At 63.2% G+C, this 12,797-nt stretch carries 11 protein-coding genes and 1 pseudogene; 5 read left to right on the top strand and 7 right to left on the bottom strand.

Translation table 11 applies throughout. The features are described from left to right. Nucleotides 1–4: 4 nt before the first annotated feature. Nucleotides 5–187 (bottom strand): DUF6026 family protein, encoded by a 183-nt coding sequence (locus LN139_RS10965; protein ID WP_236359902.1) that lies wholly within the window; start codon nt 185–187, stop codon nt 5–7. Between the two features lie 318 nt (nt 188–505). Here LN139_RS10965 and gnd point away from each other — a divergent pair, with 318 nt between their 5' ends. The 5 genes from gnd to nudC all read left to right on the top strand — a co-directional run bounded on the left by gnd (nt 506) and on the right by nudC (nt 6,754). Next, nucleotides 506–1,483, top strand: a complete 978-nt coding sequence (gene gnd / locus LN139_RS10960; RefSeq protein ID WP_236359901.1) for a phosphogluconate dehydrogenase (NAD(+)-dependent, decarboxylating) — start codon at nt 506–508, stop codon at nt 1,481–1,483. A 72-nt stretch (nt 1,484–1,555) separates the two neighbouring features. Then, the gene (zwf, locus tag LN139_RS10955; protein WP_236359900.1) at nt 1,556–3,061 is read left to right on the top strand and encodes a glucose-6-phosphate dehydrogenase; all 1,506 of its coding nucleotides are present in this window, start codon (nt 1,556–1,558) and stop codon (nt 3,059–3,061) included. Between the two features lie 117 nt (nt 3,062–3,178). Beyond that, nucleotides 3,179–5,017: a glycoside hydrolase family 15 protein gene (locus LN139_RS10950; protein WP_236359899.1), complete on the top strand. Its 1,839-nt coding sequence runs from the start codon at nt 3,179–3,181 to the stop codon at nt 5,015–5,017. Nucleotides 5,018–5,091: 74 nt separating this feature from the next. After that, on the top strand, nt 5,092–5,904 hold the full coding sequence (locus LN139_RS10945) for a crotonase/enoyl-CoA hydratase family protein (RefSeq protein ID WP_236359898.1): 813 nt from the start codon (nt 5,092–5,094) through the stop codon (nt 5,902–5,904). A gap of 19 nt (nt 5,905–5,923) precedes the next feature. Then, nucleotides 5,924–6,754, top strand: a complete 831-nt coding sequence (gene nudC, locus LN139_RS10940) for an NAD(+) diphosphatase (protein WP_236359897.1) — start codon at nt 5,924–5,926, stop codon at nt 6,752–6,754. Here nudC and LN139_RS10935 read toward each other — a convergent pair. From LN139_RS10935 to efeU, 6 genes and pseudogenes are all read right to left on the bottom strand, one after another. Continuing rightward, on the bottom strand, nt 6,722–7,501 hold the full coding sequence (locus tag LN139_RS10935; protein WP_236359896.1) for a TSUP family transporter: 780 nt from the start codon (nt 7,499–7,501) through the stop codon (nt 6,722–6,724). The two genes, nudC and LN139_RS10935, sit on opposite strands and share 33 nt — an antisense overlap. Before the next feature lie 69 nt (nt 7,502–7,570). Beyond that, on the bottom strand, nt 7,571–8,335 hold the full coding sequence (locus LN139_RS10930) for an SDR family oxidoreductase (RefSeq protein WP_236359895.1): 765 nt from the start codon (nt 8,333–8,335) through the stop codon (nt 7,571–7,573). A gap of 153 nt (nt 8,336–8,488) precedes the next feature. After that, nucleotides 8,489–9,309 (bottom strand): annotated as a pseudogene (gene efeO, locus LN139_RS10925) (iron uptake system protein EfeO). A gap of 36 nt (nt 9,310–9,345) precedes the next feature. Beyond that, the gene (gene efeB, locus LN139_RS10920; protein WP_236359894.1) at nt 9,346–10,665 is read right to left on the bottom strand and encodes an iron uptake transporter deferrochelatase/peroxidase subunit; all 1,320 of its coding nucleotides are present in this window, start codon (nt 10,663–10,665) and stop codon (nt 9,346–9,348) included. 18 nt (nt 10,666–10,683) lie between these two features. Continuing rightward, entirely contained in the window at nt 10,684–11,874 is a 1,191-nt protein-coding gene (efeO, locus tag LN139_RS10915) for an iron uptake system protein EfeO (protein WP_236359893.1), read from the bottom strand. Between the two features lie 8 nt (nt 11,875–11,882). Then, a complete protein-coding gene (gene efeU / locus LN139_RS10910; RefSeq protein ID WP_236359892.1) occupies nt 11,883–12,725 on the bottom strand; it encodes an iron uptake transporter permease EfeU in 843 nt (280 codons plus the stop codon). Between the last annotated feature and the right edge of the window lie 72 nt (nt 12,726–12,797).

Here is a 12,797-nt window from a genome sequence, read left to right as displayed (position 1 = left end):
CGGCTCAGGCGATGCGTGCGTGGCCTTCGTAGCTGAGCATGGCCCGTTGAGCCTGGACCAGCATCGCGGTAAGGCGTGCCACTTCATGCTCCAGCTGGAGGCGTTGATCCTTCAGCTCGTTGAGTTCGTCCCGGCGGATGGTGACATAAAGAGTTTGCGGAATGTTCGCAGCTACTACGGTTCCCATGGCTTACCTCACATGGCTAAACACTGATTTAGACGGCCTTGGCCGGGAGTTTTATTCAACCTGGCTGCTACCGTTGTCGGAGCGGATTTTGAATTCTTTAGCGCACTTTTGGAACTTTTTTATTTTTCATGGTCGGCGTGCCCTTTTCAATAATGCCTGCAAGTGGCCGCGCGGCGCGGGTTTCATGGCGTCAACCGTTCGTCGCCTGGCTTTTGGCGATTTCACGAAACCTTCCTGATCTGCACCCGGACTAACTCCTAAAACCGCCGCTGCGTTAAGCTTGCAGGGCTTTTTCTTATTTTTTTGGAGTAAACCGGCATGCAATTGGGAATCGTGGGACTGGGCCGCATGGGTGGCAACATTTCAAGGCGCCTGATGCGCGGTGGCCACACGACCGTTGTGTATGACCGTAACGAGCAAGCGGTACAGGCCCTGGCAACCGATGGCGCCCAGGCCGCCACCGGGCTTGCCGACATGGTCGCCAAGCTTGCGCGGCCGCGGGCGGTGTGGGTGATGCTCCCAGCCGGCGCGCCCACTGAAAGCACGATCAACGAGCTGGCCGATCTGCTGGAGCCGGACGATGTGATCATCGACGGCGGCAACACGATGTACAAGGACGACATCCGCCGTGCCAAGGCCCTGGCCGAGCGCGAACTGCATTATGTAGACGTCGGCACCTCAGGTGGTGTCTGGGGCCTCGAGCGTGGCTTCTGCATGATGATCGGCGCCGAAGACGCCGTGTTCGAGCGGCTTGATCCGCTGTTCGCGACCCTGGCGCCGGGCGTTGGTGACATCCCGCGCACCAAGGGCCGTGAAGGCGAGCACAATCGCGCCGAGCATGGCTACATTCACGCAGGCCCGGTAGGTTCCGGTCACTTCGTGAAGATGATCCACAATGGCATCGAATACGGCATGATGCAGGCCTTCGCCGAGGGCTTCGATATTCTCAAGACCAAGAACTCCGAGCAGTTGCCCGAGGACCAGCGCCTGGCGCTGAACATGGGCGACATCGCCGAGGTATGGCGCCGTGGCAGCGTTGTCTCTTCCTGGCTGCTGGACCTTACCGCTGATGCGCTGGCCGGGGACCCTGAGCTGGCGGAATACTCCGGCGCGGTGTCCGACAGCGGCGAAGGCCGCTGGACCATCGACGCGGCAGTCGAGCAGGCCGTGCCCGCGCCGGTGCTGGCTGCCTCGCTGTTCGCGCGGTTCCGCTCGCGCCAGCAAGCAACCTATGGTGACAAGATGCTGTCGGCCATGCGTTTCGGCTTCGGCGGCCACATCGAAATCAAGAAGTAACCCCAAGGGCGCCCCGGGCCGGCGCCCCTGCCGGCCGGGGCGCGTTGTCCGCGCCCTGATCGAGGTAACGCAATGAAGCGAGGCACATCCAAGGTCGACCCGGCTCCCCCCTGCAACCTGTTCCTGTTCGGCGCTCACGGCGACCTGGTCAAGCGCCTGCTGATGCCGGCGCTGTACAACCTGGCCCGCGACGGCCTGCTGGACGATAACCTTCACATCATCGGTGTCGACCACAACGAGGTCGGTGACCACGAATTTGCCGAGCGCCTGAAGGCGTTCATTCTCGAGCAAGCCAAGGCCAAGGATCCGGAGCATGGCGACAAGGCCATCGCCCCGGTCGTCTGGGAGCGCCTGGCTCAGCGCATCAGCTACATCACCGGTGACTTCACCAACGACGACACCTACCAGGCCATCGGCCGGCGCATTCAGGAGAACGGCACCGGCAACGCGGTGTTCTACCTGGCCACTTCGCCGCGCTTCTTTCGCGAAGTGTCGCGCCGCCTGGGCCGTGCGGGCCTGCTTTACGAACAACCCGAGGCGTATCGCCGGGTTGTGGTGGAGAAGCCCTTCGGCCACGACCTGCCCTCGGCTCAGGCGCTGAATCGCGACTTGTTGCAAGACATGGCCGAGAGCCAGATCTACCGGATCGACCATTATCTGGGCAAGGAAACCGTCCAGAACATCATGACCAGCCGGTTCTCCAACGGCATCTTCGAGGCCTTCTGGAACAACCACTACATCGACCATGTGCAGATCACCGCCGCCGAAACGGTGGGCGTGGAGAGCCGCGGGAATTTCTACGACAGCATCGGCGCATTGCGCGACATGGTGCCCAACCACCTGTTCCAGCTGCTGGCGATGGTAGCGATGGAGCCGCCGGCGGCGTTCGGCGCCGACGCCGTGCGTGGGGAGAAGGCCAAGGTAATTGGCTCGATCCGCCCCTGGACGCAGAAGGAGGCACTGGATAATTCGGTGCGCGCTCAATACCAGGCTGGCAATGGCCAGGCCGGCTACCTCGAAGAGCCCAAGGTCGACCCGGCCAGCCGGACCGAAACCTATGTTGCACTCAAGGTAATGGTCGACAACTGGCGTTGGGTAGGCGTGCCATTCTACCTGCGCACCGGTAAGCGCCTGACGGTGCGCGATACCGAGATCGCGATCTGCTTCAAGCAGGCGCCTTACGCTCAGTTTCGTGATACTGAAGTGAACCAGCTCAAGCCCAACTACCTGACCATCCAGATCCAGCCCAACGAAGGCATGTGGTTCGACCTTCAGGCCAAGCGCCCCGGGCAGGCGTTGGTGATGGAAGACGTCAAGCTGGGGTTCGCCTACAAGGACTACTTCCAGATGGGGCCGTCCACCGGGTACGAAACCCTGATCTACGATTGCTTGACCGGTGACCAGACGCTCTTCCAGCGTGCTGACAACATCGAGAATGGCTGGCGGGCGGTGCAGCCGTTTCTCGATGCCTGGGCCGAGGCCGATGAGGTCAGCGGTTACACTGCCGGCAGCGATGGCCCTGCTGAAGCCGATGAGCTGCTCGCCCGGGACGGCCGGCGCTGGCACTCGTTGAGCTGACCTGCCGATTATTTTCATCTGTGGGCAAGGCAAACCGTTTTGGTCGGCGATGGTCACACAAGGAGGGCAGCGCCCTGCGCTGCCGGCCTTCTACCGCATAATGAGGTTGCCCGCCGCATGCCCGCATTGATCGAAGACTACGCCCTGATCGGCAACTGCCGCACCGCCGCACTGATCGACAAGACTGGCTCGTTGGACTGGCTGTGTTTTCCCCGTTTCGACGGCCCCGCATGCTTCGCGGCGTTGTTGGGCGATGAGGAAAACGGCCACTGGCGCATCGGCCCTGCGCAGGAGCAGGTACAGGTGAGCCGGCAGTATCGCGATGACACATTGATTCTGGAAACCACCTTCACCACCGCCTCAGGAGCCGCCCGGCTGATCGACTGCATGCCGATGGCTGAACACCACAGCGTGATTCGTATCGTCGAGGGCCTGGAAGGTGAGGTGCCGTTCGACATGGACCTTTCCATCCGCTTCGACTACGGCAGCAGCATCCCTTGGGTGGAGCAGCCTCGCGACCAGGTGCTTACTGCGGTCGCCGGCCCGGAGCGGCTGGTGCTGTTCAGCGACAAACCGCTCAAGGCGCGCGATCACCACACCGGCAGCCAGTTCACCGTGCGGCCTGGCGACCGCCTGGTGTTCACCCTGACCCACCAGAGTTCGGTGCACCCGCTGGCAGAGCGCTTCGATGCCGAGCAAGCCCTGGCATCAACCGAAGCCTACTGGCGCGAGTTCGCCGGCCGCTGCCCGGACCTGGGCCGTTTCAGCAGCCAGGTGCGCCGCTCGCTGCTGACACTCAAGGCTCTGACCTACCAGCCCAGTGGCGGCATCGTTGCAGCAGCAACTACGTCACTGCCCGAGCATCTGGGAGGTGAACGTAACTGGGACTATCGCTTCTGCTGGCTGCGCGACGCCACCATGACGTTACTGGCGTTCATCAACCTGGGCTATGTCGAAGAAGCCAACGCTTGGCGTGAATGGCTGATGCGTTCTGTGGCAGGCAGCCCGGAGCAGATGCAGATCATGTACGGCCTGGGCGGTGAACGGCGGCTGCCGGAATACACCCTCGACTGGCTCGCCGGATACGAAGGCTCGCGGCCGGTACGAATCGGCAACGCTGCGGCCACCCAGCGGCAGTTGGATGTGTATGGCGAGGTCGTCGATGCGCTGAGCCAGGCCATCCGTGCCGGCATGCCACGGCACCCGCGCAGCGCGTCGATTTTCCGCCTGGTGATGCGCTTTCTCGAAAAAGCCTGGCGCCAGCCAGACGAAGGCATCTGGGAGATCCGTGGCGAGGCCAAGCATTTCGTGCACTCCAAGGTCATGGCCTGGGTGGCCTTCGACCGCGCCGCGAACCTGGCGGACGCCACCGAGCAGGAGTTGGGCATGGGCAAACGCTACCGCGCCATGGCTGATCAGATTCACGCTCAGGTGTGCGAGCAAGGCTTCAACACCGAGCTGGGGCATTTCGTCCAGAGCTATGGCTCCACTGAAGTGGATGCCAGCCTCTTGCAAATAGGCCTGACGGGCTTTCTACCGGCCGACGACCCGCGTTTCGTCGCCACCGTCGAAGCAATCGAGGCGCAGTTGGTGCGTGACGGGCTGGTGCTGCGCTACCTCACTCACCGCATGGACGACGGCCTGAGCCCGGGGGAGGGGACGTTTCTGGTGTGCTCGTTCTGGCTGGCCGACGTCTACGCGCTTCTGGGCCGCAAGGCGGACGCCGAAGCGATGTACCAACGACTGAGCGGGCTGTGCAACGACGTTGGCCTGCTGGCCGAGCAATACGACCATGAAGGCCAACGCATGCTGGGCAACTTCCCACAGGCGTTCAGCCACATCGGCATCATCAACACGGCGTTGAACCTGCATCGCACCGAGTGCCCGGCGCAGGCACGTGCTCATGGTGGCGAGGCGGCCCCGGCCGAGCAGCGTACGGCGCAAGCCACGCCCTGATTGGCGGCAATGCCGCGCGGCGTTCACTCACGGCGCGGCTATGATGGGGCCCGCTCGCTCACAGGAGATTAGCCATGCCCGAAGACGCTTTCCTCAGCCTGGAACACCGAGGCCCCATTGCGCATGTGTGCCTGAACCGGCCGGCCAAGCGCAATGCACTCAGCGCTGCCTTCTGGGAACAGATCGGGCCTTTGTTCGAGGCGCTTGATGAGGACGAGGCGGTACGGGTGATCGTGCTCAGTGGCGCAGGGGGGCATTTTTCAGCTGGTATCGACCTCGCGTTGCTGGCGGGCCTCGCTGGCCAGATGGGCGCGGACCCCGGCCGCAATGCACGCCTGCTGCGCCAGACCATTGTGCGCCTGCAAAGCGCGCTGAATACGGTGGCCCGGGTTCGCAAACCTGTGCTGGCGGCGGTTTCCGGGCATTGTGTGGGCGCCGGCGTGGATCTGATCGCCGCCTGCGACCTGCGCTACTGCACCGAGCAGGCCAATTTCTGCCTGAAGGAAATCGACATGGGCATGGCCGCCGACGTCGGCACCCTGCAGCGTTTGCCGCACATTGTGGGCGAAGCCACCTTGCGCGAGTGGGCCTATACAGGCTGCTCGATCGCTGCGCCGCAGGCGCTGGCAGCAGGGCTGGTCAACCGTGTTTATGCCGATGAAGCTGCCCTGCATGAAGGCGTTTTTGCCATTGCCCGTGAGATTGCCGCAAAATCCCCCTTGGCCGTGCAAGGCACCAAGCGCATGATCGACTACATGCGCGATCACCGTGTCGACGACGGCCTGGACTATGTCGCCACCTGGAACGCCGCCATGTTGCAATCGGCGGACCTCAAAGTGGCCATGGCCGCAGCGCTGGCCCGGCAGCCTGCGGTTTTCGACGATTGACCGGCCAAGGATACGCCTGATGCCTGAACGCTGGATCACCGCAGTACTGGACACCACAGCCACCGGCGGCTGGGCGGTGGCGCGCTCATCGCAGGGGTTTCTCCACGGCAATCAGGGCGTGCTGTTCTCCCGTGACTGGCTCAAGCAACTGGGGCTGCCGGTGCTGTTCGAACATGGCATCGGCCATTTCGACGGGGAGCCGGTGTATCTGGTCGAATTCGAAGAGGCCGTACACATCGACAACTGCCAGTGGCAGGGGCTGCGCCAGTTCATGCTGCAACCCGGTTTCGAGCACTTTCGTGTGCTCGCCTATGCCGCGCAGATCGGCACCTGGGCAAATGAGCATCGGTTTTGCGGGCGCTGTGGGCAGCCCACCGCTCAGGTGCCGGGTGAGCGCGCCATGCTGTGCTCTCACTGTGAACTGCGGGCTTACCCGCGTATCTCGCCGAGCATGATCGTGCTGGTGACCCGTGGCGACGAAATTCTGCTGGCACGCTCGCCGCGGTTCGTACCGGGTGTCTACAGTACTTTGGCCGGGTTCGCTGAGCCGGGCGAGTCTGCCGAAGAGTGCCTGGTGCGAGAGGTGCGCGAGGAGGTGAGCGTCGAGGTCAGCAACATCCAGTACGTCGCCAGCCAATGCTGGCCATTCCCGCACTCGATGATGCTGGGCTTTCACGCCGAATACGCGGGCGGCGATATCGTGCCGCAACCGGATGAAATCGAAGATGCCCGCTGGTTCCGCGTCGATGACTTGCCGCCACTTCCGGCGGCGCGCTCCATTGCGCGCTACCTGATCGACCTCTACGTCGCGCGCCGGCTAGGCCTGCCCGAACCAGTGCTGCCAGGCTAGGCGCGCGGTCAGCGCCAGCACCACGCAAATGAACACCGGGCGGATGAATTTCGCTCCGCCACCGATGGCGCTGCGGGCGCCAAAGAACGCGCCCAGCATCACGCAGGCGCCCATGCACAGGCCTATCAGCCAATCCACCGAGCCGGAGGCCATGAATACGGCCAGGGCCGCGCCGTTACTGACGAAGTTCATGGTGCGGGCCACGCCGCTGGCGCGGACCATGTCCAGCGGGTACATCAACAGCGAGCTGACCGTCCAGAACGCCCCGGTGCCTGGCCCGGCCACCCCGTCGTAGAACCCGAGCGCAAGCCCCTGGGGGATCTGCCGTTTCTTGGCGATCGGCAGGTCGCTGTCCAGCGGGGCGCTGGGTGTGCGGCCGAACAGCACGTACAGCGCGCAGGCGAACACGATCAACGGGAGCATCCGGTTCAGCCATTCGGCGGGCAGGTAATGCGCAACACCTGCGCCCAGCAGCGCGCCGCCCAGCGTGCTCCACAGGGCGCGCTTCCAGCGCCTTGGGTGGAAAAGCTTGCGGCGGTAGAAGGTAAGGCTGGCAGTGGCCGAGCCGAACGTGGAGCTCAGCTTGTTGGTGCCCAGCACCAGGTGCGGCGGCAAGCCGGCGGTGAGCAGTGCCGGCGTGGTCAGCAGCCCGCCGCCACCTGCGATGGCGTCGATGAAACCGGCAACGAAGGCAACGGCGGAGAGCACCGCCAGTACGGTGGGGGTGACGGACAGTTCGAGAAGCATGGGCAGGCCACAACCAGAGGGCGCGCAACGGCGCGCGCCAAGTGCCGCCATTCTACGCCAGTGGGCAGCTCATGCCAGCAGGCCCCCATCGACTTCCAGCGCAGTGCCGGTGGTATAGCTTGCAGCGTCACTGGCCAGGTACAGCACGGCACCGGCCATTTCCTCGGGCCGAGCCATGCGGCCAAGCGGAATGCGCGGCAGCCATTGCTCGAGAACCTGCGGGTTCTGGGTCAGCGCCGAGGCGAACTGCGTGTCTGTCAGGCCCGGCAACAGTGCGTTGCAGCGGATGCCCAGGGCTGCGCACTCTTTGGCGAACACCTGGGTCATGTTGATGACCGCTGCCTTGGTGATCGAGTAAACCCCCTGCATCGGTGCAGGCTGCACGCCATTGACTGAAGCGACGTTGATGATGCTGCCGCCACCGTGCTCGCGCATCAGCTTGCCGGCCGCGACGCAGGCGAAAAAGTACCCGCGCAAGTTGACGTCGACGGTTTTCTGGAAGGCTTCGACCGTGGTGTCGAGCACGTGGCCGAACTGCGGATTGGTCGCGGCGTTGTTGACCAGGATGTCAAGCCTGCCGAAGCGCTCGCGAATGTGCGCGAAAGCCGCGTCGATCTGCTCCAGCTCACCCATATGGCACGCCAAGGCATGGGCCTTGCCGCCATTTTCGCGAATGCGCTGCACCACCGCCTCGCAGGCAGGTGCCTTGCGGCTGGCGACAATGACTTCTGCGCCGTGCTGGGCCAGCAGGTGCGCAATGGCTTCGCCGATGCCACGGCTGGCGCCGGTAACGAGGGCGATTTTTCCGGAGAGGTCGAACAGGGAAGAGGGCATGCTAGGCTCCTTGTAAATCCAAGGAGCCTAGCATTCGAGCTACAAGCTACAAGCTACAAGCTACAAGCTACAAGCTACAAGCTACAAGCTACAAGCTACAAGCTACAAGCCACAAGCTGCGGTGCTTGAAGCTTGCTGCTACAAGCTCGAAGCTCAATTCAAGCCCAGTTTGCCACGCAGGGTGGAGAGGTCTTCGGCCAGGGTGTTGACTGGCCCGACCAGCGCCTTGCGGTCGCGCTCGGAGACTTTGTCATAGGTCTCGAAGCCGCCGTCCTTGGTCTTGTACTTGGCCAGGATCTTGTCGACGGTGGCGAAGTTCTTCTCGACCTTGTCGGCGAAGGCTTTGTCCTGCTTGACGATCTGCGGCTTGAACAGCTCGAAGATCTTCTTGGCGCCGGTGACGTTACCGTCGAAATCGTACAGGTCGGTGTGGCTGTAGCGATCTTCTTCACCCGAGATCTTGGTGGCGGCCACTTCTTCCATCAGCGCGGCAGCGCCACCGACCACTTCTCCGGCGGGAAGGTCAGCTCGGCGATGCGTTTGTCCAGGTCCTTGACGTCCTTGATCAGGTCGTCGGCGAAGCCCTCGTAGCCTTTGGTGGTGTTCTTGGCGTACAGGCCGTATTCCAGGCGATGGAAGCCGGTGAAGTCGTCCGCCTTGACGCCTTGCTCATGGTCGTCTTCGCGGGAGTCGATCGACTTGTCCAGGTCGTCGAACAGCTCGGCGATCGGCTCGATGGCCTCGTAATGCACCCGCGTGGTGGGGTAGAGCTTCTTGGCGGTAGCGATATCGCCTTTCTTCACGGCATCGGTGAAGGCCTGAGTCTCGGTGACCAGTTTGCCCACTTCTTCAGTGACGTAGATCTTGTAATCCGAGATCGGCTGCACCAGGTCCAGCGACGAAGCGTTGGCGGCAAAGCTCGGCGCGCTCAGCACGCCGAGGGTGAACAGCAAAGCCAGAGGCGTTTTTTTCATGCGGGGCTCCCCAGTTGTTATGAGTCCTTGGTGTGTTCAAGCGGTCTTGCTTTTCTCGGCCGCCTGCAACAGCGAACGGCCCATGAAATCGTCCTTGCCGTTCACGCCAGGCAAGGTGAAGAAGTAGCCGCCACCGGTAGGCTTGAGGTACTCCTCCAGCGGCTCGCCGTTCAGGCGGGTCTGCACAGTGATGAAGCCTTTGAGCAAATCGGCCTGGTAGCAGATGAACAGCAGGCCCATGTCCAGCTGGCCGTTCTTCATCACCCCGTTGGAGTAGTTGAATGGCCGGCGCAGGATGATGTTGGCTTGCGAAGCTGGCGTGCGCGGGTTGGCCATGCGGATGTGCGAGTTGAGCGCGGTGACCTTGCCGGCTTCATCTTTGCTGTAGTCGGGCACGTCGCTTTCGTGCTTGCCGTCCATGGGGGCGCCAGTGGCTTTCTTGCGGCCGAAGATCGCCTCCTGCTCTTGCAGCGGCGTGCGGTCCCAACGCTCGACGTAGTTACGGATCAGGCGCACGGCCTGATAGCTGCCGTGGGCGGCCCAGGCCGGCTCATCGCTGCCCGGTTGAACCCATACGATCTGGTCCATGGCCTTGGCGTCTGCCGAGTCGGGGTTGGCCGAGCCATCGCGAAAGCCCAGGAAGTTGCGCGCGCTCTGTTCAGGTTCGCCCGGCTTGGTGGGCGCTTGCGGCGGCACCGTGCCTTCCTGTTTCCAGCGTACGTAGAGCAGGTCTGGCAGGTTCTTGACGATGTCGCGTAGCGCGTGGATGTTGGTGTCGGGGGTGTTGGAACAGAACTGCAGGGTCAGGTCGCCGTGGCAGCGGTCTTCTTCCAGTGCGTCGTTGGGGAAGCCCACCATGCGGATAAGGCGCTTGGGCTTGGCGTGGGCCAGCCCGTAGCGGTCGTCGAACAGCGAGGCGCCGACAGCGACGGTGATGGTCAGGTTGTCGGGGGTCACATTGGGGCCGAGGATGCCCGAATCCAGCGGTGGCAACTTCGGGTCGATGTCAGCGACCACGCCCCCTTTCATCAAGAAGCGAATGCGCTCATCCAGGGTGCGGAACATCCGCTCCAGATCGTCGCGGTCGTTGGCCAGCACATCGAAGGCCACCAGCATGCCGGCAGCAGGGCGGGGCGTGACGATGCCGGCCTGATGCACGCCTTCGTAGGCGTGGTGGTCCTGGGTCTTGTCGCTTTTCGGTGCGTCTGTGACCTGGTGCTGCTGCGCGCTCGCTGCAGCATGGGCACCCATCGGGCAGGTCAGGGCGCCGCCGGCAATGGCGGCACCGGCGGCACCCAGCCCCAGCAATACGCGGCGGCGGTCGGGGGAGTGGGCGTTGCTGTCTTTTTCGCTCATCAGTTCTGTTCCACGGTGTTACAGGGCCGACAGGCCCAGGGCCTGGTCGATGCCGTCAAGGCTGTCGGCCAGGGCTTTGGCGGCGCTCGCCAGCGCTTTGCGCTGGTCGTCGCCCACCTTGTCATAGGCGCGGTAGCCGTCGCCTTCGCGCAGGGCGTCGAGTTGGGCCTTGAACGCCTGGCGGTTGCTGTCCAGTTGCGTCACCAGGGAGGCTGCGCGTTTTTCCAGCAACGGGTGCATCAGGTCGATGACCTTGCCGGCACCTTCAAGGTTGGCGGCAAAGCCATTGAGGTCCAGGTGGCTGTAACGCTCCTCTTCACCGTTGAAGCGGTTGTCGGCCAGTGTGCGCAGGTTGCGCGAGACGATGCTCACCAGTTGATCCGGCGGGATGGGTGTTGCCAGCAACTGTGTCTTGAGGGTGGTGACGTCTGCTTGCAGGCGATGGGTTACCGCTGCCAGGCCCTCGACGCTGCTTTGTTGGAACAGGCCGTACTCCAGGCGATGGAAGCCGGTGAAGGAGGGGTCTTGCTCGCGTTTTTCGTAATAGTCGGCGCGTGCGTCGATCGCGTTGTTGAGCTCGGCGAAACGCTGTGCAGCGGGCGCGATGCGCTGATAGGCCGCACGTGCAGGCGCGTAGGCAGCGCGGGCTGCAGCCAGGTCGCCTGCATCGATGGCCTTGGTCAGGGCATCCACGCCCTGGATCAGGCTGCTGCCCTGAATGCTCAGGTACACGCGGTATTCCGACAGCGGGCCAATGAACGCTGTCATCTCCGGGCGCGCCTTGGCGCGAGCCTCGGATTCGGCGGTCGCGGTCACTTTCAGCGTGCCGCGAGGGTTTGATAGCAGGCCGCAGGTGATGGCGTACTCGCCGGGCTCAAGGTTGGCATTGATTACCTGGCTCAGCCCTGGAGTGATGTTCTCGCGCTCCTCGACCACCAGCACGCCGTCGAGAATCTCCCATTCCACCGCCCGGTCGCTGGCGTTGACGATACGGAACGTCGTCTTGCCGGCCGGTACGGTGAGTGCGTTGGGCTCGCACTGCTTGGGGTGGATGGTAACGGTGATTTCACTGCCAGCAGTGGCCTTGCGTTTTTCACTGGCGACTTTGGAGGCGTAGTAGAACAGGCCCCCTGCGGCGATCAGAACGACCGCCGAGCCTGCCACCGCCGCCCGCAGCAGGCGGGGCGGCTGTTGAGTTGGGTTGGACATGGGGCCCCTTAAGGCTGGGTAACGGTAGAGGTTGAGCGGGCAGGCGCGGGCTTGCCCGGGAGGAAAAACAGAATCAGGGCGAATGCCATGTACAAGGCCCATGCCCCCAGCACGCTCACGGTGGGCGCATCCTGGTAGCCGAACATGCCGGCCAGCACCGAGCCCACCGGGCCGTCCATCGGCAGCGTGGCGCTGATGTCGAACACAACTTCCTGCAGGCTGTTCCACACCCCTGCCTCGTGCAGCGAACGCATCGAATTGGCGAGGATGCCGGCCGCCACCACCAGGATGAACAGGCCTGTCCAGCGGAAGAATTGCGAGAGGTTGAGTTTCAGGCTGCCGCGATACAGCGCAAGGCCGATGGCGACGGCGCCCAGCAACCCGAGCAACGCCCCGAGCGGGGCGCTGAAGCCTTCGCTCTGCTGGAAGATCGCCAGCAGAAAGAACACGGTTTCCAGGCCTTCACGGGCAACGGCGAAGAACACCATGGCGATCAGGGCGAGCGTCTGGTTGCGCGAGCCGGCCAGCGCCTGCTCCAGCGAGCCGTGCAGTTCGGTCTTGAGCGAGCGGGCGACCTTGCGCATCCACACCACCATGGAACTGAGGATGATCACAGCCATCAAGCCAATCACCGACTCGAACAGTTCCTGTTGCTTTTGCGGAAATTCAGCGGCGATCAGCTCCAGGCCACCACCCACCAGCAGGGCCAGCGCGCCGGCAAGCAATACCCCGATCCAGACGGCGGGCATCCATTGGCCGCGGCCGGTTTGCTTGAGATAACTGGCGATGATGCCAACGATGAGCGCGGCTTCAATCCCTTCGCGCAGCATGATCAGAAAAGGAACGAGCATTTACTGCAAACCGCCTGTTAATGAAAGTGCGCAGTTGTAACATAATGAGAACCATTATTGAATACCCCGGCG

Source organism: Pseudomonas sp. KNUC1026, from assembly GCF_021650705.1.
Taxonomy (GTDB): Bacteria; Pseudomonadota; Gammaproteobacteria; order Pseudomonadales; family Pseudomonadaceae; genus Aquipseudomonas.
This window is presented reverse-complemented; position numbering and strand designations above follow the sequence as displayed.

What these genes read in the sequence shown, in the direction of transcription:
- LN139_RS10965 (WP_236359902.1), bottom strand. Translation starts at nt 187, where the DNA reads ATGGGAACCGTAGTAGCTGCGAACATTCCGCAAACTCTTTATGTCACC.
- gnd (WP_236359901.1), top strand. Translation starts at nt 506, where the DNA reads ATGCAATTGGGAATCGTGGGACTGGGCCGCATGGGTGGCAACATTTCA.
- zwf (WP_236359900.1), top strand. Translation starts at nt 1,556, where the DNA reads ATGAAGCGAGGCACATCCAAGGTCGACCCGGCTCCCCCCTGCAACCTG.
- LN139_RS10950 (WP_236359899.1), top strand. Translation starts at nt 3,179, where the DNA reads ATGCCCGCATTGATCGAAGACTACGCCCTGATCGGCAACTGCCGCACC.
- LN139_RS10945 (WP_236359898.1), top strand. Translation starts at nt 5,092, where the DNA reads ATGCCCGAAGACGCTTTCCTCAGCCTGGAACACCGAGGCCCCATTGCG.
- nudC (WP_236359897.1), top strand. Translation starts at nt 5,924, where the DNA reads ATGCCTGAACGCTGGATCACCGCAGTACTGGACACCACAGCCACCGGC.
- LN139_RS10935 (WP_236359896.1), bottom strand. Translation starts at nt 7,501, where the DNA reads ATGCTTCTCGAACTGTCCGTCACCCCCACCGTACTGGCGGTGCTCTCC.
- LN139_RS10930 (WP_236359895.1), bottom strand. Translation starts at nt 8,335, where the DNA reads ATGCCCTCTTCCCTGTTCGACCTCTCCGGAAAAATCGCCCTCGTTACC.
- efeB (WP_236359894.1), bottom strand. Translation starts at nt 10,665, where the DNA reads ATGAGCGAAAAAGACAGCAACGCCCACTCCCCCGACCGCCGCCGCGTA.
- efeO (WP_236359893.1), bottom strand. Translation starts at nt 11,874, where the DNA reads ATGTCCAACCCAACTCAACAGCCGCCCCGCCTGCTGCGGGCGGCGGTG.
- efeU (WP_236359892.1), bottom strand. Translation starts at nt 12,725, where the DNA reads ATGCTCGTTCCTTTTCTGATCATGCTGCGCGAAGGGATTGAAGCCGCG.